24 protein-coding genes and 1 riboswitch are annotated in these 21,755 nt (G+C 73.6%); of the genes, 16 read left to right on the forward strand and 8 right to left on the reverse strand.

What is annotated here, in order from left to right; translation table 11 throughout:
* Positions 1-14 precede the first annotated feature (14 nt).
* Positions 15-662 carry an NAD(P)-dependent oxidoreductase gene (locus HQQ79_RS06885; protein WP_173033279.1) on the forward strand — a complete coding sequence of 216 codons (648 nt, stop codon included), beginning with the start codon at positions 15-17 and terminating at the stop codon, positions 660-662.
* A gap of 177 nt (positions 663-839) precedes the next feature.
* On the opposite strand, the gene HQQ79_RS06890 is transcribed toward HQQ79_RS06885, so the two are convergent.
* A complete protein-coding gene (locus HQQ79_RS06890; RefSeq protein WP_071405388.1) occupies positions 840-2,162 on the reverse strand; it encodes an MFS transporter in 1,323 nt (440 codons plus the stop codon).
* Positions 2,163-2,298: 136 nt separating this feature from the next.
* Here HQQ79_RS06890 and HQQ79_RS06895 point away from each other — a divergent pair, with 136 nt between their 5' ends.
* Positions 2,299-3,156: a LysR substrate-binding domain-containing protein gene (locus HQQ79_RS06895; protein ID WP_173033281.1), complete on the forward strand. Its 858-nt coding sequence runs from the start codon at positions 2,299-2,301 to the stop codon at positions 3,154-3,156.
* A 179-nt stretch (positions 3,157-3,335) separates the two neighbouring features.
* Here HQQ79_RS06895 and HQQ79_RS06900 read toward each other — a convergent pair whose 3' ends face one another.
* Positions 3,336-4,565, reverse strand: a complete 1,230-nt coding sequence (locus tag HQQ79_RS06900; protein WP_173033283.1) for a hypothetical protein — start codon at positions 4,563-4,565, stop codon at positions 3,336-3,338.
* A 97-nt stretch (positions 4,566-4,662) separates the two neighbouring features.
* Here HQQ79_RS06900 and HQQ79_RS06905 point away from each other — a divergent pair, with 97 nt between their 5' ends.
* Positions 4,663-5,631 carry an aldo/keto reductase gene (locus HQQ79_RS06905; protein WP_173033285.1) on the forward strand — a complete coding sequence of 323 codons (969 nt, stop codon included), beginning with the start codon at positions 4,663-4,665 and terminating at the stop codon, positions 5,629-5,631.
* Between the two features lie 144 nt (positions 5,632-5,775).
* Here the strand turns inward: HQQ79_RS06905 and HQQ79_RS06910 are convergent, their stop codons facing one another.
* Complete coding sequence (locus HQQ79_RS06910; RefSeq protein ID WP_071405392.1) at positions 5,776-6,411, reverse strand: NADPH-dependent F420 reductase; 636 nt, start codon at positions 6,409-6,411, stop codon at positions 5,776-5,778.
* 76 nt (positions 6,412-6,487) lie between these two features.
* Here HQQ79_RS06910 and HQQ79_RS06915 point away from each other — a divergent pair, with 76 nt between their 5' ends.
* The 4 genes from HQQ79_RS06915 (at position 6,488) to HQQ79_RS06930 (ending at position 8,327) form a co-directional block, all read left to right on the forward strand.
* Positions 6,488-6,784, forward strand: coding sequence for a GNAT family N-acetyltransferase (locus tag HQQ79_RS06915; RefSeq protein WP_173033287.1), 297 nt, complete (start codon positions 6,488-6,490; stop codon positions 6,782-6,784).
* 21 nt (positions 6,785-6,805) lie between these two features.
* The gene (locus tag HQQ79_RS06920; protein ID WP_111033788.1) at positions 6,806-7,267 is read left to right on the forward strand and encodes a VOC family protein; all 462 of its coding nucleotides are present in this window, start codon (positions 6,806-6,808) and stop codon (positions 7,265-7,267) included.
* A gap of 83 nt (positions 7,268-7,350) precedes the next feature.
* Positions 7,351-7,821, forward strand: coding sequence for a MarR family winged helix-turn-helix transcriptional regulator (locus tag HQQ79_RS06925; RefSeq protein WP_051596672.1), 471 nt, complete (start codon positions 7,351-7,353; stop codon positions 7,819-7,821).
* Entirely contained in the window at positions 7,818-8,327 is a 510-nt protein-coding gene (locus HQQ79_RS06930) for a metallophosphoesterase (RefSeq protein WP_111058186.1), read from the forward strand. Before HQQ79_RS06925 ends, HQQ79_RS06930 begins: the two co-directional genes overlap by 4 nt.
* Here HQQ79_RS06930 and thiD read toward each other — a convergent pair.
* The 3 genes from thiD to thiM form a co-directional block, all read right to left on the reverse strand.
* The gene (gene thiD / locus HQQ79_RS06935) at positions 8,272-9,822 is read right to left on the reverse strand and encodes a bifunctional hydroxymethylpyrimidine kinase/phosphomethylpyrimidine kinase (RefSeq protein WP_173033289.1); all 1,551 of its coding nucleotides are present in this window, start codon (positions 9,820-9,822) and stop codon (positions 8,272-8,274) included. The genes HQQ79_RS06930 and thiD overlap by 56 nt on opposite strands.
* Complete coding sequence (locus tag HQQ79_RS06940; protein WP_367948068.1) at positions 9,819-10,571, reverse strand: thiamine phosphate synthase; 753 nt, start codon at positions 10,569-10,571, stop codon at positions 9,819-9,821. The genes thiD and HQQ79_RS06940 overlap by 4 nt, the downstream gene beginning before the upstream one ends.
* Positions 10,568-11,434: a hydroxyethylthiazole kinase gene (thiM, locus tag HQQ79_RS06945; protein WP_173033291.1), complete on the reverse strand. Its 867-nt coding sequence runs from the start codon at positions 11,432-11,434 to the stop codon at positions 10,568-10,570. Before thiM ends, HQQ79_RS06940 begins: the two co-directional genes overlap by 4 nt.
* Positions 11,423-11,518, reverse strand: a riboswitch (TPP riboswitch). (Overlaps the previous gene by 12 nt.)
* A gap of 68 nt (positions 11,519-11,586) precedes the next feature.
* On the opposite strand from thiM, the gene HQQ79_RS06950 reads away from it, so the two are divergent.
* The 5 genes from HQQ79_RS06950 to HQQ79_RS06970 all read left to right on the forward strand — a co-directional run bounded on the left by HQQ79_RS06950 (position 11,587) and on the right by HQQ79_RS06970 (position 15,912).
* Complete coding sequence (locus tag HQQ79_RS06950) at positions 11,587-12,507, forward strand: NUDIX domain-containing protein (RefSeq protein WP_173033293.1); 921 nt, start codon at positions 11,587-11,589, stop codon at positions 12,505-12,507.
* Between the two features lie 102 nt (positions 12,508-12,609).
* On the forward strand, positions 12,610-13,356 hold the full coding sequence (locus tag HQQ79_RS06955) for a phosphotransferase enzyme family protein (RefSeq protein WP_027465222.1): 747 nt from the start codon (positions 12,610-12,612) through the stop codon (positions 13,354-13,356).
* Positions 13,353-14,429, forward strand: coding sequence for a winged helix DNA-binding domain-containing protein (locus tag HQQ79_RS06960; protein ID WP_173033295.1), 1,077 nt, complete (start codon positions 13,353-13,355; stop codon positions 14,427-14,429). Before HQQ79_RS06955 ends, HQQ79_RS06960 begins: the two co-directional genes overlap by 4 nt.
* Before the next feature lie 173 nt (positions 14,430-14,602).
* The gene (locus HQQ79_RS06965; protein ID WP_173033297.1) at positions 14,603-15,538 is read left to right on the forward strand and encodes a DnaJ domain-containing protein; all 936 of its coding nucleotides are present in this window, start codon (positions 14,603-14,605) and stop codon (positions 15,536-15,538) included.
* Positions 15,538-15,912: a hypothetical protein gene (locus tag HQQ79_RS06970; protein WP_216852329.1), complete on the forward strand. Its 375-nt coding sequence runs from the start codon at positions 15,538-15,540 to the stop codon at positions 15,910-15,912. The genes HQQ79_RS06965 and HQQ79_RS06970 overlap by 1 nt, the downstream gene beginning before the upstream one ends.
* Here HQQ79_RS06970 and HQQ79_RS06975 read toward each other — a convergent pair.
* Positions 15,906-16,268 (reverse strand): RNA-binding S4 domain-containing protein, encoded by a 363-nt coding sequence (locus HQQ79_RS06975; RefSeq protein ID WP_173033299.1) that lies wholly within the window; start codon positions 16,266-16,268, stop codon positions 15,906-15,908. The two genes, HQQ79_RS06970 and HQQ79_RS06975, sit on opposite strands and share 7 nt — an antisense overlap.
* Positions 16,269-16,301: 33 nt before the next feature.
* On the opposite strand from HQQ79_RS06975, the gene HQQ79_RS06980 reads away from it, so the two are divergent.
* Both HQQ79_RS06980 and HQQ79_RS06985 read left to right on the forward strand, forming a co-directional pair.
* A complete protein-coding gene (locus HQQ79_RS06980; protein ID WP_367948069.1) occupies positions 16,302-16,559 on the forward strand; it encodes a hypothetical protein in 258 nt (85 codons plus the stop codon).
* Positions 16,560-16,774: 215 nt separating this feature from the next.
* Positions 16,775-17,932 carry a hypothetical protein gene (locus HQQ79_RS06985; protein ID WP_173033301.1) on the forward strand — a complete coding sequence of 386 codons (1,158 nt, stop codon included), beginning with the start codon at positions 16,775-16,777 and terminating at the stop codon, positions 17,930-17,932.
* Positions 17,933-17,951: 19 nt separating this feature from the next.
* Here HQQ79_RS06985 and HQQ79_RS06990 read toward each other — a convergent pair whose 3' ends face one another.
* Positions 17,952-19,448 (reverse strand): trypsin-like peptidase domain-containing protein, encoded by a 1,497-nt coding sequence (locus HQQ79_RS06990; RefSeq protein WP_254066175.1) that lies wholly within the window; start codon positions 19,446-19,448, stop codon positions 17,952-17,954.
* A gap of 159 nt (positions 19,449-19,607) precedes the next feature.
* On the opposite strand from HQQ79_RS06990, the gene HQQ79_RS06995 reads away from it, so the two are divergent.
* The gene (locus HQQ79_RS06995; protein ID WP_027465227.1) at positions 19,608-20,642 is read left to right on the forward strand and encodes an iron ABC transporter permease; all 1,035 of its coding nucleotides are present in this window, start codon (positions 19,608-19,610) and stop codon (positions 20,640-20,642) included.
* Positions 20,639-21,649 carry an iron chelate uptake ABC transporter family permease subunit gene (locus HQQ79_RS07000; protein WP_173033303.1) on the forward strand — a complete coding sequence of 337 codons (1,011 nt, stop codon included), beginning with the start codon at positions 20,639-20,641 and terminating at the stop codon, positions 21,647-21,649. Before HQQ79_RS06995 ends, HQQ79_RS07000 begins: the two co-directional genes overlap by 4 nt.
* Positions 21,650-21,755 lie beyond the last annotated feature (106 nt).

Raw genomic sequence — 21,755 nt, forward strand, 5'->3', positions numbered from 1 at the left:
ACGAAGGGAACACCATGACCAACATCGTCGTCTTCGGAGGCACCGGCTACGCCGGCTCCGCCATCACCCACGAGGCACTCTCCCGCGGCATCACCGTCACCGCGGTCGCCCGCGACACGAGCAAGCTCGAGCCGGCCGAGGGCCTGACCCTGGCGCAGGGTGACGCGTTCGACGCCGACTTCGTGTCCGAGGTCACGAAGGGTGCCGACGTCGTCATCGTCTCGCTCCACGCCGTGCAGGCGGACGGCAGCGAGCTGAAGGACAAGTTCCAGCACTTCGTCGACGCCGCCGCCGCAGCGGGTGCGCGTCTCGGCATCGTCGGCGGTGCCGGTTCGATGCGCGTGTCCGAGGACGGCCCCCGCCTCTTCGACACCGACGGCTTCCCGGATGCCTTCACGGGCGAGGCGAAGAGCCACGCGCAGATCCTCGACGCCCTGCGCGCCTCGGACACCCAGGTCGACTGGTTCTACGTGAGCCCCGCCGCAGCCTTCGGTGGCTACAACCCGGGCGAGCGTCGCGGCACCTACCGCGCCTCGGACGAGGTCCTGCTCGCCGACGCCGAGGGCAACTCGGACATCTCCGGCGCCGACTACGCGATCGCGTTCGTCGACGAGATCGTCACCCCGGCGCACCACCAGACGCGTTTCGGCGTCGCCTACTGAGGCACTGCCCCTCGCAAGACACCGGTGTTCACACAACACACCGCGGGATCCCGCGGCGTCGAGCGTGAACACCGGTGTTTTGCGGACTGCCCGGCGCGACCAACGGGCGGACGGGAGGCGCGGGGCGGGGCCGCCACGGGCCTCCAGGCCGGCGGGTGGTCACCGCCAGGGCCCCCGCTAGTGGGCGACGATCGCCGGCACCGGCAGGTGGTGGCGCATCCGCACCGCCAGGTGCAGGCCGCCCCGGCGGGCGAGCACGAGCGCGATCACCGCGGCGGCTGCTGCCGGCACGCCACCGGCGACCATCATCCCCACGTGCGCACCGAAGTGGTCGACGATCTGTCCCATCAGGGGCCCGCCGATCGCCTGCCCACCGAGCAGCACCAGGACGTAGAGCGACATCACCCGGCCGCGGATCGCCACGTTCGAGGACAGCTGCACCAGCGAGTTCGACGCGGTCTGGAACAGCAGCTGCGACATCCCCACCGCCACGAGCGCGACGGTGAACGGTGCGATCGCCGGGATCGACCCCGAGACGACGAGCAGCACGCCCGTCCAGAACACCCCGCCGACGATGGTGCGGAGCCGGACGACGGCCCGGCGGGTCGACAGCAGCGCGCCGACCAGGGCGCCGATCGCCACGGCGGAGTTGAAGACCCCGTAGCCGCCGGCTCCGACGTCGTACACCTGTGACGCGAAGGCGGAGAGCAGCACGGGCATCGTCAGTGCGAACACCGAGAAGAACGCGACGAGGATCACCGGCACGATGATCGTCGGCTTGTGCACGGCGTAGCGGAGGCCCTCCACGAGCTGCCCCTTGCCGCGGGGCGCCGGGGGTGTGCGGTGCAGCTCCGAGACCTTCAGGAACCCGAGCGTCACGACGACGGCGACGCAGGCGATCGCGTTCACACCGAACGACCACCCCGCGCCGACCGCGACGAGCAGGGCCCCGGACAGCGCCGGACCGATCATGCCGCCGAGCTGGAACACCGACGAGTTCACGCTGATGGCGTTCCGCAGGTGCTTGTGCCCGACGATCTCGGTGACGAACACCTGCCGTGCCGGGTTGTCGATCACGGTGACCATGCCGACCAGGAACGCGATCACCCAGATGTGCCACGCCTCGACGACGCCGGCCAGCGTCAGGACGGCGAGCAGCGCGGACAGCACCGCGAAGGCTCCCTGCGTGATCATCATGAGCGCGCGCTTCGAGAACCGGTCGACCAGGACGCCGCCGAGCAGCCCGAACAGCAGCATCGGCGCGAACTGGCACGCGACCGTGATGCCGACCTGCGCGACCGACCCGGTCAGCTGCAGCACGAGCCAGTCCTGGGCGATGCGCTGCATCCAGCCGGCGGTCATCGCCACCAGGTTGGTCGCCGTGAACAGCCGGAAGTTCGGCACGGACAGGGCGATGAGCGTGTGGCGCCACGGCGGTCGCGTGGCCTGGATCGGGAGCGGTTCGGTGGGCGGGGGGAGGGTCGTCGGTGACGCGCTCACGGTGCGGGGTTCTCCGGACGTCGGTGTGGATCTGGTACCCCAACGAAACTACGTGGCGCCCGCCCATTCGATACCCCTATGGTGGCTATCACTCCATTGCGATGTCGAATGACCGTGCGAACGAACGAGGTGCCCCGTGCTCGATCCGGTCCTGTTGCAGACGTTCCTGGCCGTGGCGGAGACCGGCAGCTTCACGCAGGCCGGTACCCGGCTCGGCATCAGCCAGCCGACGGTGTCGCAGCACGTCCGGCGCCTGGAGACCGCGGTGGCGCGCACCCTGGTCGCCCGGGACACCCGCGGCGTCGCCCTGACCGACAACGGGGACGCGATGGCCGGGTTCGCGCGGACGATCCTCGCCGCGCACGCCACCGCCGACGCCTACTTCTCGGGCGCAGCCACCCGCGGACGGCTGCGGTTCGGGGCGGCGGACGACCTCGCCATCACCCAGCTGCCGCGGATCCTGCGGGACTTCCGGCGGCTGCACCCGCAGGTGAACCTCGAGCTCACGGTGAACCAGTCGTCACCGCTGCTCCGCCGGGTGCACGCCGGCCAGCTCGACCTGGTGTTCATCAAGCAGACGGCGGGGGAGTCCGCCGAGGGCACCCGGGTCGCCACCGACCAGATGGTGTGGATGGCGCAGGACGGCATCGCCCTGGAACCCGGCGAACCCGTCCCGCTCATCGCGTACCAGGCGCCGAGCATCAGCCGGCAGATGGCGATCGACGCCCTCGAGGCCGCCGGCCGCACCTGGCGGATCACCTGCAACACCCGCGACGTCAACGGGGTGCTCGCCGCGGTGCGCGCGGGCATCGGCGTCGCGGTGTTCCCGCGCTCGCTGATCCCGGCCGACCTGGTGAAGGTGTCGCAGCGGCTCGGGTTGCCGGACCTGCCGGCGGTGGACTACGTCCTCATCGCCAACCCGACGGTGCAGCGGGAGCCGATCGACGCGCTGACGAACGCGATCCTGTCCCGCGGGGTCGTTCGCGCCGTCTGAGCGCGCGCATCGGCGCCGAGACGCCGGCGTGTTCCGGGATGGTGAACGCGACGAGACGCCGTCGTGTTGTCCCGCCGCCGTCGAGCCGCCGAGACGCCTCGACTTTCGGGGGCGTCTCGACGTCGACGCGGCGTCCTGCCGAGACGACGGCGTCTGAGCGCTCGCGAGCGCTGGCTGCGCTACGGGGCGAGCGTCGGGGTCGTGCCGGTGCCGGTGACGTCCGGCAGCGTCACCCCCGCGAGCGGCAGCAGCGCCGCCGCGACGGCCCACAGCAGCACGACCGTACCGACACCACCGAGCACGGCGCCGAGCAGCGCGACCGGCCGCTGCCACGTGGCCGTCCGGTCGCGCAGCGTCACGATCGAGAGCACCAGCGCGAGCAGTCCGAGCGCCACACCGACACCGTGCACGGTCGCGGGAGCGGTGAACCACCAGGCCGCAAGACCGATCGTCGCGATCCCGGCGACGGCACCGAGCACCGCACCGGCGGTCGCGCCGAGTGCACGGCGTGGCTCCGGCACGGCGGCCGCGGCCACGGTCTGGTCGAGCAGTTCGGTCGGGAGGCCCGCCTCGCCCCCGCCAGCACCCTGCGGCACCGGGGCGGGTGCGACCACGGCCGTGGTCGCGTCGGCGTTCGGGGTCGCGACGGCGGGGCGGCCGGGAGCGGCGGCGGCCGGCGCCGCGTGCAGGACGGCGTCGAAGGATCGCGCGGCTGCGGCTGCTGGTGCGGCCGACCGTGCGGCGGCCTGCTGGTGGGCGAAGCGCCGGGGCGTCCGGTAACCGATCGGGCCGACGGGCTCGGGTTCGGTGCCCTCGACGACCACGTGCTCGAGGCCGGGCACCGAGAACCGCGGCTGTCCGGCGACGGGCACCGCGGGCGCAGCGGTCGGCGGCGCCGGGGCGGCCTCCGGCGACGGGGTGGTGAGCGGTGCGACGAGCGGTGCGGCGTCCGCCGAGGCGGGTGCGGCGGCGACCGGGGAGACCGGCACCACGAGCCCGGACGCGGGGACGACCGACGACGGCGGCACCGCAGGGGTCTCGAACGGCACGGTGTGCACGTTCGGCGACGTCGGGGCCGGGGGCAGCAACTCCTGCTGCGGCGGGAAGTCGGGCACCGGGGCGTCGGCCTCGACCAGGGCGGCGATCGACGCGGGCTCGGCGGTCGGTGCGTGCGCGGGTGCGTGCGCCGCGGCCGCGGTCCCGCCCGGGGTGACCGTGGTCGGTGGGACCGGCGCCGCGTGGGCGGCGCGTGACGAGGCGGGGGTGGGGCGGGCCTCCCGGCCGGAGGCGTTCACGTGACCGGCGGCGGCGACCCGCTCGGGCGCGACCTCGTCGACGGGCGGCGCGGTCACCCAGGCCGGGACGGGCCGACGGGGCCGGTCCGATTCGGGCATGCGATGCGCTGCCACTGCGGCGCTCCTTCCGTCGACTGATCCATGCTCAGTTGTAGCGGCAACCGCTGTGCGGATCGCAGCCCCAGTTCGGGGTCGCCGGTACGTTCGGGTGATGACCGGAATCGAACACCGTCCCCTGGGCCCCTCGGGGCTCGTCGTCTCCACCGTCGGCCTCGGCTGCAACAACTTCGGGCGGCGGGGAACCGCGTCCGAGTCGCAGGAGGGCACCGACGCGGTCGTCGCCGCGGCCCTGGACGCCGGGGTGACGCTCTTCGACACCGCCGACATCTACGGCGGCGTGCCGGGCATGTCCGAGGAGATGCTCGGACGCTCGATCCGCGGCCGCCGTGACGAGATCGTCCTCGCCACGAAGTTCGGCATGGACATGCAGGGCGCGAACGGCCCGGACTGGGGCGTCCGCGGGTCCCGCCGGTACGTGCGGCTCGCGGTCGAGTCGTCGTTGCGCCGCCTCGGCACGGACTGGATCGACCTCTACCAGATGCACCGGCCGGACGACGTGACGCCGATCGAGGAGACCCTGTCGGTCCTCGACGACCTGGTCCGCGAGGGCAAGATCCGGTACGTCGGCCACTCGAACTTCGCGGGGTGGCAGATCGCCGAGGCCGAGCTCACGGCGTCGATCGCCGGCACCACGGCGTTCGTGTCCGCACAGAACGAGTACAGCCCGCTCGCCCGGGACGCCGAGGCCGAGGTCCTGCCGGCGGTGCGGGCGTACGCGCTCGGGTTCCTGCCGTTCTTCCCGCTGTACAACGGGCTGCTCACCGGCAAGTACACGAAGTCGGGCGGCCCGGCCGACGGGCGGCTGACGACGTCGAAGCCGCAGGTGCTCGAGGACGCCCCCTGGGACGTGCTCGACGACTACCAGCGGTTCTGCGACGACCGGGGCGTGACGATGCTGCAGGCGACGTTCGCGTGGCTCCTGGCGCAGCCGGGGCTGTCGAGCGTCATCGCGGGGGCGACGAAGCCGGAGCAGATCACGCAGAACGTCGAGGCCGGCACGACGTGGACGCCGACCGAGGACGACATCGCCGACATGACGACGATCTTCGACCGGGCCTGAGCGGGCGTTTCGCGCCGTTTCGCGCCGTTTCGCGCTGAGTCGTTTCGCGCTGAGTAGTTTCGCGCTGAGCGACAGTTCACGGGGTGCGGTGCCCGTGGGGTGTCGCTCAGCGCGAAACGGCGGCGGGCTGCGCGGAGCCGTGGACTAGCGCGTCGCGGCGGCCAGGGCGTCGCGCAGCTCGGCGGCGGTCATCCGCGGGCCGTAGCCGGGGGTGTCCCGCTGGATGCGCCAGCCCTCGGCGAGGGGCCCGGCGTCGACGACGTCGAAGCCGAACGCGTCGATGAGCTCGGCGACGGTCTGCTTGGCGGAGTCGTCGTCGCCGGCGATGACGAGGGCCCGCCGGTCCGGGGTGCCGGCCGGCGTCGCGTGGCCGGTCAGGTCGTCGGCGCCGATGTGGTTGAACGCCTTGACGACCCGGGCGCCGGGCAGGTGGTCCTGCAGCATCTCGGCGGTGGTCGTCGACTGGTCGTCGAGGGCGGCGATGTGGCCGTCGCGCTCCCAGTAGTAGTTGTTCGTGTCGATGACGACCTTGCCGACGAGGGGCTCGACGGGGATCGTCTCGATCGCGGCGAGCGGCACCGTCACGACGACGATCTCGCCCGCTGCGGCTGCCTCGTCGCGGGTCGCTGCGCGTGCGCCGTCGCCGAGTTCCGTGACCAGGTCGGTCAGGGTCTCCGGGCCGCGGGAGTTCGCGATGACGACCTGGTGGCCGTTCCGTACCGCGAGTCGTGCGAGCTGGGATCCGATGTTGCCGGCGCCGATGATTCCGATGGTTGTCATGGTGTCCCTGCAACGCTGCGCGCCGTCGGGCATTCCCGGGGAGGCACGAACGCCCCGCCGGGAGCATGATGGCGGCATGGACCACGAGTTCCGCGACGAGACCGACCAGGACCGCTACGCGATGTACGTCGGTGGCGAGCTCGTGAGCGTGCTCGACTACCGGGTGAACGGTGACGCGGTGGCGTTCCCGCACACCTACACGGTCCCGAAGCACCGCGGCCACGGCTACGCGGCGGAACTCGTCGAGTACGCCGTCGCCGACGTCGAGTCGTCGACCACGAGGCGCATCGTGCCGATGTGCTGGTTCGTCGGCAAGTGGTTCGACGAACACCCCGAGAAAGCCGACCTGCTCAGCCGCAGCGCCGCGGACTGAGCACCGAACGAAGGGGCTCCCGTGCCCACCATCACCCCGTTCCTCTGGTACGACGACCAGGCCGAACAGGCCGCCGAGTACTACGTCGGACTGTTCCCCGACAGTCGCGTCGACAGCGTCAGCCGGATGCCCGACGGCCGTGCCCTCGTCGTGGAGTTCACGTTGCTCGGCGCTCCGTACCGCGCGATGAACGGCGGCCCCGGGCACCCGCACACCGACGCGGTCTCGTTCCAGATCGACGTGGACACCCAGGACGAGCTCGACCGGCTGTGGGACGCCCTGCTCGCCGACGGCGGGAGCCCGATGGCGTGCGGGTGGTTGACCGACCGCTGGGGTCTGGCGTGGCAGGTGACCCCGTCGATGCTGGGGGAGCTGATGAGCGGATCGGGCGACCCGGAGGCCAACGCCCGCGTGTTCGAGGCCATGATGCAGATGGTCAAGCTCGACATCCCCGCGCTGCAGGCCGCGGCCTCCGGTCACTGACCCCACTCTCCGCCGGCCCGCCGGTAGTGTGACCGGACGAGAAGACCGCCGGCCGGCGCCGGCACAGACAGGCTGGAGCCACCATGGACCACCCGAGTTCGAGGGTCCGCAACAGCGACATCAGCCGGGCGTACACCGAGCTCGCCCGCATCACCCGTCGGGCGAGCATCCGTGCCCGGGGCTCGGACCAGGTGTTGAGTGTCGTCGACCAGTCCCTCGTCGACTTCGTCGTGCAGCACCCGGGCTGCATGGCCATCGACATCGCCCGCTACCTGCGGCTGAACCGTTCGACGATCTCGCGGCAGCTGTCCGGGCTCCTCGCGACCGGACTGGTGCGGACGACCGACGGCGGTAGCGGCAACGCGAAGCCGCTCGAGGCGACTGACGCCGGCCGCGCAGCGCTCGAGCGGTCGGTGCAGCTGCACCGCGACGCGCTCGACGAACGGCTCGCCGACTGGTCGGACGACGACATCGCGCTGCTCGCCGGGCTGCTGGAGCGCCTCGGCGCCTCCGACGAGGCCGGGCTCCCGATGCCGGCGCCCACCGAGTCGTGACGACGTCGTTCGTCCTGCTGTCCGACACGCACCTGCCGAAGCGCGCGAAGGACCTGCCGCCCGGGCTGTGGGCCGACGTCGACGCGGCCGACCTCGTGGTGCACGCGGGGGACTGGGTCGACCTCGCCACCCTCGACGCCGTGCAGGCGCGGTCCAGCCGCTTCGCGGGGGTGCGGGGCAACAACGACGGCCCGGAGTTCGACGACCGGCTGCCGCTCGTCGCTCGGTTCGGCGTCGAGGACCTGCGCTTCGCCCTGGTGCACGAGACCGGGGCGTCGACCGGTCGGGAGCGGCGGATGGACGCCGAGTACCCGGACACCGACGTGCTCGTCTTCGGCCACTCGCACATCCCGTGGGACACCGTGGCACCGTCGGGGATGCGCCTGCTGAACCCCGGTTCGCCGACCGACCGCCGTCGCCAGCCCGACCACACGTGGATGCGCGGCACGGTCACCGGCGCCGAGTTGTCCGTCGAACTGGTGCGGCTGCCGCCGGTCGCCCGCTAGCCCCGCTAGCCCCGGTTGCCCGCTCGCCCCGGTCGCGTGCCTCCGTCGGCATCCGGAAGAACGCGAGCTCCCACTCCGTCGAACGCCGGAACGCCCGGGCCATCCGCCCTCGCTCGTCGGGTGTCGCGGCACGGGCCAGCTCCTCGACGAGCCGGGTCGCCTCGGCACTCGACGCCGCGAACCCCGGGTCCCCGTACGCCGTGATCCAGTCGGCGAAGGCGTGCCCGTCCGGAGCGACCCCGAGCTGCGACCCGACCCAGGCGTAGACCCGGAAGCAGGGCAGCACCGCGGCGGCGAGCACCGCCGCGGAGCCGGAGTCCGCCGCCTGCTGCAGGTGTGCGAGGTACCCGGCGCACGTGGGGTGCACGGGATCGTCGGCGTGCGAGCCGGCCAGTCGACGGTGGTGCAGGTCGCGGGCCTCGTCGGCACACCCCTGCGCAGCAGCCGCCCAGAACGCAGCAGCAGCGGCAGCACCCGCATCCGAACCGGCACCGGCGGCACCGACCCCGAGCGCCGCCAGGTGCCGCTCGTACGCCCGCAGGTAGTGGACGTCCTGCGCCAGGTAGCCCGCGAACACCTCCGGCTCGAGCGTCCCGTCCCGGAGCCCCACCAGGAACGCGCAGTCGATCGTCTCCTGCAGCACCGACGCCGCATCCGCCCACCACACGTCCGTGTACGACAGCGCCGGCAGGGCCGCCCGCGCCTGCGCGCCGTGGTCGACCGGGCCGTTGCCGCTCCCGACCGCCAGGGCGTCGGCCCCGTGCAGGGCCGCCGTCAGCCACGGCTTCGCCACTCCGACCGCGAGTTCCCAGTCCCCGTGCCGGGCGGCGAGCGTCGCGATCGCGCTCGACAGGGAGCACCCCGTGCCGTGCGTGTTCGTCGTCGCGACCCGGGGACCGGTGAACACCCGCACGGTGCCGTCCGGTGCCACGAGCACGTCGTCGGAGCTCGGTCCCTCGTCGTGGCCACCCTTCGCCAGCACCAGGACGTCCCACCGCGCTGCCACGGTCCGCGCGGCATCCAGCGACGACGCCGACGACGACGCGCCGGCGAGCTCCGCCAGCACCACGAGCTCGGCCCGGTTCGGTGTCACCAGGTCGGCCAGCCCGAACAGCGCACCCATCGCCGAGGCGGCGTCCTCGTCGAGCAACCGGTCACCACTCGTCGCCACCATCACCGGGTCGACGACGACCACGGGCGGCCGGTGCTCCCGCAGCCAGTCCGACACGGTCCGCACGACGTCGGCGGTGCCGAGCATCCCGATCTTCACCGCGTCGAGCACGACGTCGTCCGACACCGCGTCGAGCTGCTCCCGCAGGAACCCGACGTCCGGCACGTGCACCGACCGCACCCCGTGCGTGTTCTGCGCGACGAGCGCCGTCACGACCCCCATCCCGTACCCGTCGTGCGCGGCAATCGCCTTGAGGTCCGCCTGCATCCCGGCCCCGCCCGTCGGGTCGGTCCCGGCGATGCTCAGCACCCGTGGGACGCTCATGCGTCCGCCCCGTGGTGCGTGGAGGTGGAGGCCGGGAGGACCGGTGCGCCTTCTGCGGGCCGCCCCGCCTCCGCCGCCTGGCCGGGTCCAGGGCCCCACGCGGCCACGTACGCCGCCGCGGCGGACCCGGGGTCGGCCGAGGCGCAGATGCCCGACACGATCGCGACGCCCGCGGCACCGGCTGCCCGGAGCGGCACGACGTCGTCGAGGGTCACCCCACCGATCGCCACGCACGGCAGGCCGGTGGCGGCGGCCAACCGGGCGAACCCGTCGTGGCCGAGGGCGGGCGGGTGGTCGGCCTTCGTCGCCGTGGGATGCACGACCCCGACGCCGAGCAGGTCCACGGTGCCGTGGGGGAGTCGTTCGACGGCAGCCAGGTGCGCGAACGTGTTCGCCGTGAGGCCCACGTGGGCGTCCGCTCCGAGCAGGGCACGGGCGGCCGTGACGGGGACGTCGGACTGGCCGAGGTGCACGCCCGCGACCCGGTGTCCCGCGTGCCGTGCGGCGAGGACGACGTCGAGCCGGTCATCGACCACCACCCTCGCGCGGTCCCCGACGGCGTCGGCGACCGCGGCGGTCAGGGCGAGCAGGTCACGCGCCGAGGCGTCCTTGTCCCGCACCTGCACGATCCGGACCCCGGCGTGCACGGCGGCACGGACGACCCCGAGCACCCCGATGCCGTGCCGGTCGGCCAGGGCACCGTCGGTCACCAGGTAGACGCCGAACCCCGCAGACTGCAGCCCGCTCACGCCGACACCGCCCGGGCGTCGACCGCAGGAGCGGCCTCGAGGGTGATCCGGGCCTCGCGGACGACGTCCTCCGGGGTCAGCGACGCCAGCCGGTCGAGGAACAGCGGCTGGAAGGTCCCCGGTCCGCCGGCCTCCCGTGCCGCCAGCTCGGCGGCGATCGTGTGCACCGCGGTGGCGGCGACGGCAGCGGCCCCCGCGTCCTCCGGCGCGACCGACGTGAACGCGGCGACGACCGCGCCGAGCGCGCACCCGCCACCGGTGATCCGCGTCAACAGATCGGTCCCGTTCGCGACCCGGACCACACCGATGCCGGGCGCGACCAGCAGATCGACCGCACCCGACACGGCCACCGCAGCCACGAGCCTCCCGTCCGAAGCAGCGACGGACGCGACCCGGGCGTCCTCCGTGCCCACGGTGCTGTCGACCCCGCGGCCACCGGCCGAGTCGACGAGCAGGGCGAGCACTTCGGACGCGTTGCCCCGCAGCACCGTCGGGCGCAGCGCGAGCAGGTCACGCGCCAGGGCGGTCCGCACCGGCAGCGAACCGACGGCCACCGGGTCCAGGACCCACGGGGTGCCCGCGTCACGGGCCGCGTGCACGGCGTCCAGCGCGGCGACCCGCGGTTCGGCGTGCGGGGTGCCGGTGTTCACCAGCAGGGCGTCCGCGACGCGGGCGAACGGCCCCGACTCGGTCGCCACGTCGACCATCGCGGGCGAGGCCCCGAGCGCGAGCAGCACGTTCGCCGTGACGTTCTGCACGACGGTGTTCGTGATGCACTGCACCAGCGGGGCCCGGGCACGCACGGCCTCGAGCAGTTCGGCGGTTCGGTGGGCCCAGGCAGGGGAGGGCGCAGCGGTCTCCATGGACGATCCCTTCGCGAGTACGAGCTCGAGCAGGTTCGACGGGTGTGATCTCAGCCGCTGGATGCGGCACCCCGTGTCTCGAGCGACACCGTACACGACGCCCGGTGACCACTTCGAGGCCCGCTCCGGGCACCGTGTGCCAGGGTTGGACCGTGCCAGATGCAACGCCCCCCGGGCCCCCAACCGGCCCCCGCGACCCCGGCGACGCCTGGGCGGTCGGCCCCGACGGCACCAAGGCGTGGGGACGCTTCGGCGCCGCCGGCCTGCTCGTCGACGACGGCGCCGGCCGCGTGCTCCTGCAGCACCGCGTCGAGTGGAGCCACCACGGCGGCACCTGGGGCATCCCCGGCGGCGCACGGCACCAGGGCGAAGCAGCCGTGACCGCCGCCCTCCGCGAATCCGCCGAGGAAGCCGGCGTGCCCGACGACGCGATCGCCCTGCGCCACACGGCACTGCTCGACCTGGGGTTCTGGACCTACACGACCGTCGTGGGGCGCGCCTCCCGACCCTTCGAACCCGTCATCGCCGACCGCGAGAGCCTCGCCCTGTCGTGGATCCCGATCGACCAGGTCGACGACCTGCCCCTGCACCCCGGCTTCGGCAGGTCGTGGCCGGCGCTCCGTGCCACGGTCTCGACCACGCCGCACGTCGTCGTCGATGCGGCGAACGTCGTCGGCAGCGTGCCCGACGGCTGGTGGAAGGACCGAGCCGGCTCCGCGTCACGCCTGCTCGCACAGGTGTCGGCGCTCGCCGCGGGCGGGGTGTCCGCATCGTTGCTCGACCTGCCGTTCGCGCGGTGGTGGCCGCGGTGGACCGTGGTGCTCGAGGGGGAGGCCCGGGCCGCTGCGGACGGTGGCGGTGCTGGTGCGGACCGCGGTGCCGCCACCGGTGCTGTCGACGTCGTCCGTGCTCCGGCCTCCGGCGACGACGCGATCGTCGAGTCCGCGCGGGTCGCGGTGCAGGCCGGCGACGGGCCGGTCGTCGTCGTGACGGCCGACCGCGAGCTCCGCGACCGCGTCGAGGCCCTCGGCGCGGTCGTCCACGGGCCGTCCTGGTTGCGCGACCAGCTGTAGCCGGCCGGACCGCCGTGTTCCGGATGGTCGCCGAGCGGCCGTCGGTCGCTGCCGGTACGCTGGCCCTCCGTCAACGGAGACGCAACACGCAGGAGGTTCCCCTTGGAGCGCATCACCAGGGCCGACGACCGAGTCCACCGCCCCGCCGGGCCGTGGACCCCCACGGTGCACCGGCTGCTCGCCCACCTGCACGAGCAGGGGTTCGTCGCAGCCCCCGAACCGATCGCACTCGGTGACACCCTCGAGACGGTCTCGTTCGTCCCGGGCGTCGCGGGGGAGTACCCCTGGACCGAGGACATCGCCAGCGAAGCAGCCCTCGTCACCAGCGCCCGCCTGCTCCGCCAGTTCCACGACGCCGCCGCCAGCTTCCCGCGCAGCGCCACCGACGACCTCTGGTCGCAGGCTGACCGTGCCCCGGTCGAGACGATCGTGCACGGCGACTTCGCCCCGTACAACTGCGTCTACGACGGCATCGCCGCCGTCGGCCTGATCGACTTCGACACCGCGCACCCCGGACCCCGCGTCTGGGACGTCGCGAGTGCCGTCTACCGGTTCGCGCCGTTCACCACCGGCGCCGTCGAGGGATCGACCGCCCCCGACCTCGATGAGCGGCTCGCACGGGCCGCCGAGTTCTGCCGCGCCTACGCCCTCGACGACCGCTCCCGGAGCGTCCTGGCCGAGACGATGATCGCGTCCCTCGTCGCGCTCGTCACGACGATCGAGCACGAGGCCGCCGCCGGCAACCCGAAGTTCGTCAGCGACCTGCAGCACGGCCACGCCGACCTGTACCGCGCCGACGTCGCCTACCTGGAGCAGCACGCCGACGCCGTCACCGCCGCCGTCGCGTGACCACCAGCCCCGCGCGGCTCCGGACGGCGCGGTTCGCGGCGCAGGGCATCGCGGCGCCCGGGCTGCGCCCCACCGAGGTCGTCGAGCGGATGCTGGCGGTGCAGGGGCAGGACCTCGGTCAGGTGCTCTGGGCCATCGGGGTCCGCGCTCCCGGATCGACGCGGGACGACGTCCGCGAGGCCTTCGACCGCGGGGAACTCGTCCGCTCGTGGCCGATGCGCGGCACCCTGCACGCCCTGCGCCCCGACGACCTGCGCCTGCTGCTCTCGCTCACCGCCGAACGGACCCTCCGCACGATCGCCCGACGCGCCGCCGAGCTCGGCATCGACGACGCCCTGCTCGGTCGGGCCCGTGAGGCGACGATCGCGGCTCTCGAGGGCGGCCGTGCGCTGGTCAGGGACGACCTGTTCGCCGCGTACCGCGATGCCGGCATCGACCCGGGCGGAGGTCGCGGCTACCACCTGATCCTGCAGCTCGCGCAGGAACGCCTCGTCGCCTGGGGCCCCATCGCCCGCGTCGGGCAGGGGCTCGTGCTGCTCGACGAATGGGCACCCGCCACCGCTGACCCGCCTGACCGCGACGAAGCCCTCCGCCGGGTCCTGCTCGGGTACCTGCGCGGCCGTGGCCCCGCGACCGAGGCCGACGCCGCGAGCTGGACGAAGCTGCCGCTCGGTGACCTCCGCCGGGCCCGGGCCGCGGCGGGGGACGCGGTCGAGGAGCTCGGCGACGGGCTCCTCGCCCTCGCCGACCGGCCGGCAGCCGGGCGCGTCCCCACCGGGCACCTGCTCCCCGGCTTCGACGAGTACCTGCTCGGGTACGCCGACCGGTCCGCGCAGCTCGACCCCGCCCACGCCGATCGGGTCGTCCCCGGAGCCAACGGTGTGTTCCTGCCGATGGCCGTCGTCCGGGGTCGCGTCGTCGGCACCTGGAAGCGCACCGAGCGCCGGGGCGAGCACCTCGTCACCGTCGTACCCTTCGGCACCCTCGACGCGTCGACCGTCCGTGTACTCGAGGCTGCGGCCGCGCGGTACGCGGCGTTCCTCGGAGCTCCGGTCGTGACCGCGGTGGTCTGACGCGACCACCTGCGGACCGTGTGCCGACGGTCCGAGACTGCACCGCCCCTCTCCCCACCGGCAGGGCCGCCCCGCCGCTGGCGCGTCGGTGCGGAACCGGCGGCGTGGGCCCAGACCGTACCCAGCAACCATGCGGCGGACTCCGACACTGCCTCCGGTAATGTCGCAGGGCCATGACGGACAGCCCGGCCGACGCCACCCCCTACGAAGTCCTCGGCGTCCCCGCGACGGCTGACGACGACGCGCTCCGCCGCGCCTACCGGCGGGCGGCCCGCGCGACGCACCCCGACCTCGGCGGCGATGCTCAGCGCTTCCGCCAGGTCCAGCTCGCATGGGAGCGCATCGGCACGCCGGAAGCCCGGCGCGCATACGACATCGGGTCCCGGGCGTCGGCTTCGTTCGGTGCTGCCGGCTCCACCGGCAGAGGCGACACCGGTCGCGACGCGTACGCACCCCCGGCGGCGCGTCGCGACACCCGCCCACGGGCACGGTCCCACGGACACCCCGGTGGTCGATCGCGCGAGGTCTTCCTGCAGGCCGAGCGCGAGTGGGTCGGCCTCGGCGACCCCGTCGAGGACCCCTACGACCCCACGCTCATCCGCTCCGCGCCCCGGCACATCCGACGGCTGCTCGCCGAGGCCCTGGCCGAAGAGGCGACCGCCCTGATCGTCTCCGACATGGGGATCGGCGTCACGGTGTGGCACGACCTCGACGCAGGGGCCGAGGGCAAGCTCGACCACGCCGTCCTGACCCCGAGCGGACTCTGGGCCGTCGAGTCCATCGACTGGGGCGCTCCGGTCCGCGTCGAGCACGGCGAGATCGTCGGCGAGACGCTCGCACCGGGGGAGCGACCCGTCAAGGAACTCGTCCGCGCCGCCCGCGCCGTGCAGAAGCAGACCCGGGTGCGGTTCTCCGGGCGGCTGCTCGTCGTGCCGGACGCCGCCGTCACCGAGGACGTGCAGCTCGTCGGCTCCCCGAAGAAGCCCACCGCGCTCGTCGTCCGTCGCAGTGCGCTCGCCCAGGTGCTGGGCGGCGTCTGGTCGCCGGCCGGATCCGTCGACGTGTTCGAGATCCGCGACCGCCTGCAGCAGACCGTCCGCTTCGTCTGATGTCCGCGTCGCACGTCGTGATCGAGATCGGCGGCTGGGAGCACGAGTGCTGTGGCCCGGCCGTCGAGATCGGCGACGCCGTGGAGTACTGGGTCGTCTCCGCGGACGGAGCACGGCGGTTCGGCGAGGTCCGACACGACTCGGCGCGGACACAGTCGATCCGTGGACGGGTCGTCGAGCTGTACGCGGTCGGCCGTGACGGACGGGTGGCGATCGAGCGGGTGCCGAGCGGTTCGGCCCTGTGCGGTTCCGACGAGGACGACGACGGTCACCTCGAGGCCCGCTGGACCGGGCAGCCGGTCACCGTCGAGTGGGACGGCGAGACGGAGTTCGAAGTCGTCATCGACCCGTACGGCAAGCCGAAGCGTCAGTAGCCGCGGAGCTTCTCGAGGTCGCGGCGCTCCCGCTTGCTCGGCCGTCCGGCCCCGCGCTCGCGCATCGGGACGAACCCGGCCTCTTCCTTCGACAGCCGCGGCGGGGTCTTGTCATCGAAGTGCTTCGCGGCCTCGGGGGCGCTCGTCCGCTTCAGGATGATGCCGGTCACCACGACGATGCGGTCGAAGCCGTTCTGGCGCACCCGCACCTCGTCGCCGGGGCCGATCGGCTGCGCCGGCTTCGCCCGCTCCCCGTTCACCCGGACGTGCCCGGCCTTGCACGCGGCAGTTGCGGCCGACCGGGTCTTGGTGATCCGGACGGCCCAGATCCAGCTGTCGACCCGGGCCTTCTCCATGCCGACACTCTAGGCGGCCCGTACCCTGGGGCGGTGCATGCGGACGAACAGGCGGCGATCGCCCGGGCCCGTGCGCTCGGGGTGCTGCACGACGCCGCGATCGGGGACCGCCTGGTGGTCCGGGCGCACCACGGTGACGGCGCGCAGGACGCCCTCGGCGACCTGGTCGCCCGGACGCCCGCCGCCGTGACGATCGCGACCCGCCGCGGCCCGGTCGAGGTCCGGCTCGCCGACGTCGTCGCCGCGAAGCCCGTCCCGCCGCCCCCGCCCGCGCGGGCTGCTCGGCGCTGATGCGCTCGGCGCGTCTGGTGCGAGGTTCCGTCTTCCGTGCGACCGCTCGTGGGTCGCACGGAAGACGGAACCTCGCACCACTCGCCCAGCATCTCGCACGGTGCGAGCCCAGCACCTCGCACCACTCGCTCAGCACCTCGCACGGTGCGAGCCCACCCGAGCCACCCCGGCGAGCCGCACGCTCCCACGCCCCGCTCCCGACATACGCTCATCCCATGGCAGTCCCCGTCCCGCTCGGCACCGAGGACCGCACCGCCCGCCTCACCCTCCGCCGCCCGGACTCCTGGCGCCGCGAGGACACAGCCCAGGCGGACCTGCGCGTCACCGGCGACGACGTCGTCCTCACCGTTCGATCCCGACCCAGCGACCGCGCGATCGGCGACGAGAACACCGGCCTGCTCGCGCGGCTGCCCGGCTCGGTCGAGGGCCTGCTGCTCGTCGGCTGCGACCCGTGGACCACCGCCGGCGCCCCGGCCCGGCTGGTCGAGTACGTCCGGCCCGACGAACACGGCGACGTCGCCGGCACCCACCTGCTCTTCGTCACCGGCCGGCACCGCGTCGACCTGACGATCGAACGCCCGCTCGCCCGGCTGCTCGAGACCGACGACCTCGTGCTCGCCGTCCTCGAGAGCGTCCGCGCCACCGAGACGGTCCCGGTCCGCCCCGAGCGCGACCTCGAGCCTCTGCCGGCCCCCGGCCCGACGACACCGCTCGAGGGCCCCCGGCTCAGCACGGACGCGATCGGCACCCTGCAGAGCCTCGCCGGACGCCGGTGGAACCCCACGCTCCTCCGCACCTCGGCGGGCCGCGAACTCATCGAGGCGGGCCTCGTCGGCCGGCTCGGCACGCTGCCGGAGTCGACCCAGACCCTGCTCGAACCCTGGCAGGGCGATGCCCAGCCGGTCACGCTGGAACAGCACCTGCCCGACGGTGGCGAGTCGCGCCTCCAGGCCTGGTCGCAGACCGTCGTCGACGGGACCGACGCGGCGGGCGCCGTGGTCGCGTCCGTCACGCCCGACCGGGCCGTCGCGCTGATGGCCGGGAGGCTCGGCATCGGTCCGACGTGGACCTTCCCGTTCCGCACGGGGTCGCTCCCAGGGCACCTGCTCGGCCGCAAGCTGGCCGGCGGTCCGGACGCACCGGACCTGCCGGAGGCCCTCGCCGAGGCGGACCCGCGCCTCGCGCGGTTCTGGGCTGCGCCGTGGACCGTCTCGTACCTGCGTCGACCGGGCAAGCCGAAGCCGATCACGATCGTGCGGGCCGAGGGACGCGGTTTCGCGCGGGTGGGCACGACGAAGGCCGGGGAGACCGCCTTCCGGACGGACTCCCCGGCCAACGTCTACCGGTCGGTGGTGCGGGCGCTGCTGGGCTGAGCGCGCCTGGGTTCTCCCGCTACGCGGCGGGGCCGGCGGTCAGGGTGATCGTGACCGTCTTCGCGGCGCCGGTGCTGTCGGTGTAGCGGACACTCACCTTGTCGCCCACCGAGTGCGACTGGACGACCTTGGTCAGTTGGTCCGAGCTCGTCACGGCGGTGCCGTCGATGCTCGTGATGGTGTCGCCGGCGGTCAGGCCGGCGCTCGCGGCGCCGGAGCCCTCGACCGTGCCGGCGACGGCGACGCCGCCCGTGGTGCCGGTGGTGTTGCTGACCTGGACCCCGAGGAACGCGGGCAGCCCGATGGTGATCGTGCCCGACGACTCCCCGGCGAGGATCTTCTCGGCGATCGTCTTCGCGGTGGTGATCGGGATGGCGTAGCCGGTGACGTCGGCCGTGCCCGAGGACGCTGCCGTGGCCATGCCGACGACCTCGCCCTCGCTGTCCAGCACCGGCCCGCCGGAGTCACCGGAGACGATGTCCGCCGAGATCTCGATCAGGCCGGTCAGGGACTCGGTGCCGGTGCCGGACTCGCTCTGCACCTGGATGTCCTGGTCGGTCGCGGTGACGGTGCCCTCGGCGGCGACGAGGTTGCCGGTGCCCTCGGCGTTGCCGACGTCCTTGACGGTGTCGCCGGTGCTCGGCTCGCCGTCGTCGTCGAGCGTGACCGTGGACAGCCCGGAGGCGTTCTCGAGCTTCAGGACGGCGACGTCGTTGGTGGCGTCCGCCCCGACCACGTCGGCCTTGTACTCCTTGCCGGTGGTCTCGTCGGTGACGGTGATGCTCGTCGCACCCTGGATCACGTGGTTGTTCGTCAGGATCGTGCCGTCGGAGGTCAGGACCATGCCGGTGCCGGCCGCCTGCGACGACTCGTCGTAGTTCAGGACGGTGTTGATGGTCACGACGCCCTTCTTGTCGGCGGCCGTCGCCGCCGTGGCGGGGGACTGGGTCGTGCCGGTGCCGGTGCCGGTGCCGGTGTCGCTGCCGCTCCCGGTGCCGTCGCCGGGCACCGTGAAGCCGTTCGTGCCGTCGTTGCTGCCCGTGCCGCCGGTGCCGTCGGTGCCGGATCCGGTGCCGGGCAGCGTGGTGGTGCCCTGCGACTGGCTCGACGTCGTGGTCGTCCCCTGCGAGGACAGGCCGAGGGCGGTACCACCGGCCGCACCGACGATGGCGAGCGCGGCGATGCCGGAGCCGATCACCAGCCCGAGCCGACGCGGTCGCTTCGTCGTACCGGGGTGGTTCGCGGTCGCCGCCGAGTACGCCCAGGCGTGGTTCGCGCCGGCGAGGGCCGGGCTGCCGATCAGGTAGGGGCCGCGGCCGTCCGGCGTGTAGGCGTAGGGGCCGGAGCCGTCGGGGCCGTAGAGGTAGGGACCGGAGCCGTCGAACGCGTACGCCGGGCGCAGGGAGGCCGGGTCGGCGTGCGGCGCCTCCCAGTGCATCCCGGGAGCCTGCTGCTGCGCGGCGGGGGTGCCGTTCTCGTCGTGGTCGGCGGCTGCGGGGTTCGGGGTCTCGTTCATCGGTGCTCTCCGGTCGTCCCTCGACAACCCGGTCGGGCGTCGATGGAGACCAGTACAGAGCGCTTCCCCATGACGAGCCTATGAACGAACCCTGCGCATGCTCCGGGCTTGCTCGGGGGACGCCGAGTGGGGCTCCCGCGTTAGGGTGGCCTTACTTCCATGCCTCCGTCGACGTCCACGCCCCCGGCTCCCAGCTCCGTCCCCCGACTCGTCGGTGCGACCGTGCTGGCGGTCGTCGTCCTCGCCGTGGCGTGTGCGCTGTCGATCGCGTACGGCTCGCGGCCGATCCCGCTCGGCACCGTCCTCGACACGGTGATGCACCCCGGTCGGAGCGACGAGGTCGGGCTCATCGTGCTCGGCAACCGCGTGCCCCGCACCGTCGTCGGACTGCTCGCCGGGGCCGCGCTCGGGGTGGCCGGGGCGGTCATGCAGGGCGTGACGCGCAACCCGCTCGCCGACCCGAGCGTCCTCGGCATCAACTCCGGAGCGACCCTGGCCGTCGTGGCCGGGATCGCGCTCTTCGGCGTGAGCGGCACGGCGGCCTACCTGCCCTTCGCGTTCGTCGGGGCCGCCCTCGCCGCACTGCTCGTGTACGGGATCGCGACCGTCGCCCGTCGCGGCCTCTCACCCGTCGGACTCGCGCTCGCCGGAGCCGTGGTCGCCGCAGCGCTGTCGTCGGTCACCACCGCGGTCCTCGTGACCGACCAGAGCCTGCTCGACCAGCTGCGGTTCTGGCAGGTCGGTGCCCTCGCGGGCAAGGACCTCGGCACGGCGGGGATCATCACGGCGCCGGTGCTCGTCGGGCTGGCGATCGCGTTCGGCCTCGGTCGGTCGCTCAACACCCTCGCGCTCGGGGACGAACTCGCGGCGTCGCTCGGGCAGCGGGTCGTGCTCGTCCGCGCCGTCGGCGGTCTGGTCGCGGTGCTGCTGGCCGGGTCCGCGGTGGCCGCCGCCGGGCCGATCGCCTTCGTCGGGCTCGCCGTGCCGCACGCCGTCCGCCGGCTGAGCGGCCCCGACCACCGCTGGACCATCCTGCTGTCGGCGATCGTCGCCCCCGCACTGCTGCTCGTCGCCGACGTCATCGGCCGAGTCGTGGCGTACCCGGGGGAGCTGCAGGTCGGCATCGTCACGGCGCTTATCGGGGCGCCGGTGTTCATCGCGCTCGTGCGGTCGAGGGTGGTGCGGGGACTGTGAGGCGGCTGTTCGGTTCCGTCGGGCTGCGCTCGGGGCTTCGTCGTGAGGTCGCGGTGCTCGTCGCCGTGGTCGTGGTCGTCTTGGTGCTCGTCCTGGTCGGGCTCGGCGCCGGTTCGATCCCGCTCACGCCGGGCCAGGTGCTCGCCGCCCTGTTCGGCCAGGGGGACCGGATCTCGGACTTCGTGATCGGGCAGCTCCGCGGGCCGCGGGTGCTCGGTGCCGTCCTCGTCGGCGCGAGTCTCGGCATCGCGGGCGCGATCGTGCAGAGCGTCGTGCGGAACCCGATCGCGAGTCCCGACGTCATCGGGATCACCTCGGGGGCCAGTGCCGCCGGACTCACCGCCATCGTGCTGTTCGGTGCCAGCGGTGGAACGCTCTTCACGGTCGTGCTCGTCGGCGCGGTGGTGGTCTCGATCGTCATCGCCGGGCTCGCCTGGCGACGGGGGATCACCGGCAACCGGGTCGTCCTCGTCGGCATCGGTGTCGCGGCGATCTGCCTGAGCATCACCGGCTGGATGCTCACGAGCGGCACCGTCACCCAGGCCGGCACCGCGCTGCTCTGGCTCTCGGGCAGCCTGAACGCCGTCGATCGCGACCTGGTCGGGGTGCTCGCCATCGCGTTCGTCGTGCTCGGCGTGCTCGCACTGCTGCAGTCCGCACGCCTCCAGGTGCTGAGCCTCGGGGACGAGGTCGCCGCCGCACTCGGACTCCGGCCGGACCGGGCGAAGGTGCTCCTGCTCCTCACCGCCGTGTGCCTGACCGCCGCAGCCGTCGCCACGGCGGGGCCGGTCTCGTTCGTGGCGCTGATGGCCGCGCCGATCGCCAGACGCCTGGTCGGCGGTGGACGGGTCGCACTCGCGCCGGCCGCAGCCGTCGGTGCCGCGATCACGCTCGGCAGCGACCTGCTCGCCCAGTTCGCGATCCCCGGCAACGCGCTGCCGGTGGGGGTCGTGACGGGCGTCGTGGGGGCGCCGTACCTGCTCTGGTTGCTCGCACGGGGCCGGTGACGCCGGGTCGCACGAGTCGATGACTTCGGGTCTCACGGGACGCTGACGCGGCTCGTGCGTTCGCGGATCGCGGAAGTCCCTCCACAGTCCCAGATCGGGGCTGCCG

Origin of the sequence: Curtobacterium sp. VKM Ac-2852, assembly GCF_013205045.1 — a bacterium.
Taxonomy (GTDB): Bacteria; Actinomycetota; Actinomycetes; order Actinomycetales; family Microbacteriaceae; genus Curtobacterium; species Curtobacterium flaccumfaciens.

Coding starts and splice junctions, on each gene's coding strand:
- HQQ79_RS06910 (WP_071405392.1), bottom strand. CDS start 6,411: ATGACAACCATCGGAATCATCGGCGCCGGCAACATCGGATCCCAGCTC.
- HQQ79_RS06985 (WP_173033301.1), top strand. CDS start 16,775: ATGGCAGTCCCCGTCCCGCTCGGCACCGAGGACCGCACCGCCCGCCTC.
- HQQ79_RS06925 (WP_051596672.1), top strand. CDS start 7,351: ATGGACCACCCGAGTTCGAGGGTCCGCAACAGCGACATCAGCCGGGCG.
- thiM (WP_173033291.1), bottom strand. CDS start 11,434: ATGGAGACCGCTGCGCCCTCCCCTGCCTGGGCCCACCGAACCGCCGAA.
- HQQ79_RS06885 (WP_173033279.1), top strand. CDS start 15: ATGACCAACATCGTCGTCTTCGGAGGCACCGGCTACGCCGGCTCCGCC.
- HQQ79_RS06965 (WP_173033297.1), top strand. CDS start 14,603: ATGACGGACAGCCCGGCCGACGCCACCCCCTACGAAGTCCTCGGCGTC.
- HQQ79_RS06990 (WP_254066175.1), bottom strand. CDS start 19,448: ATGAACGAGACCCCGAACCCCGCAGCCGCCGACCACGACGAGAACGGC.
- HQQ79_RS06905 (WP_173033285.1), top strand. CDS start 4,663: ATGACCGGAATCGAACACCGTCCCCTGGGCCCCTCGGGGCTCGTCGTC.
- HQQ79_RS06915 (WP_173033287.1), top strand. CDS start 6,488: ATGGACCACGAGTTCCGCGACGAGACCGACCAGGACCGCTACGCGATG.
- thiD (WP_173033289.1), bottom strand. CDS start 9,822: ATGAGCGTCCCACGGGTGCTGAGCATCGCCGGGACCGACCCGACGGGC.
- HQQ79_RS06995 (WP_027465227.1), top strand. CDS start 19,608: ATGCCTCCGTCGACGTCCACGCCCCCGGCTCCCAGCTCCGTCCCCCGA.
- HQQ79_RS06970 (WP_216852329.1), top strand. CDS start 15,538: ATGTCCGCGTCGCACGTCGTGATCGAGATCGGCGGCTGGGAGCACGAG.
- HQQ79_RS06975 (WP_173033299.1), bottom strand. CDS start 16,268: ATGGAGAAGGCCCGGGTCGACAGCTGGATCTGGGCCGTCCGGATCACC.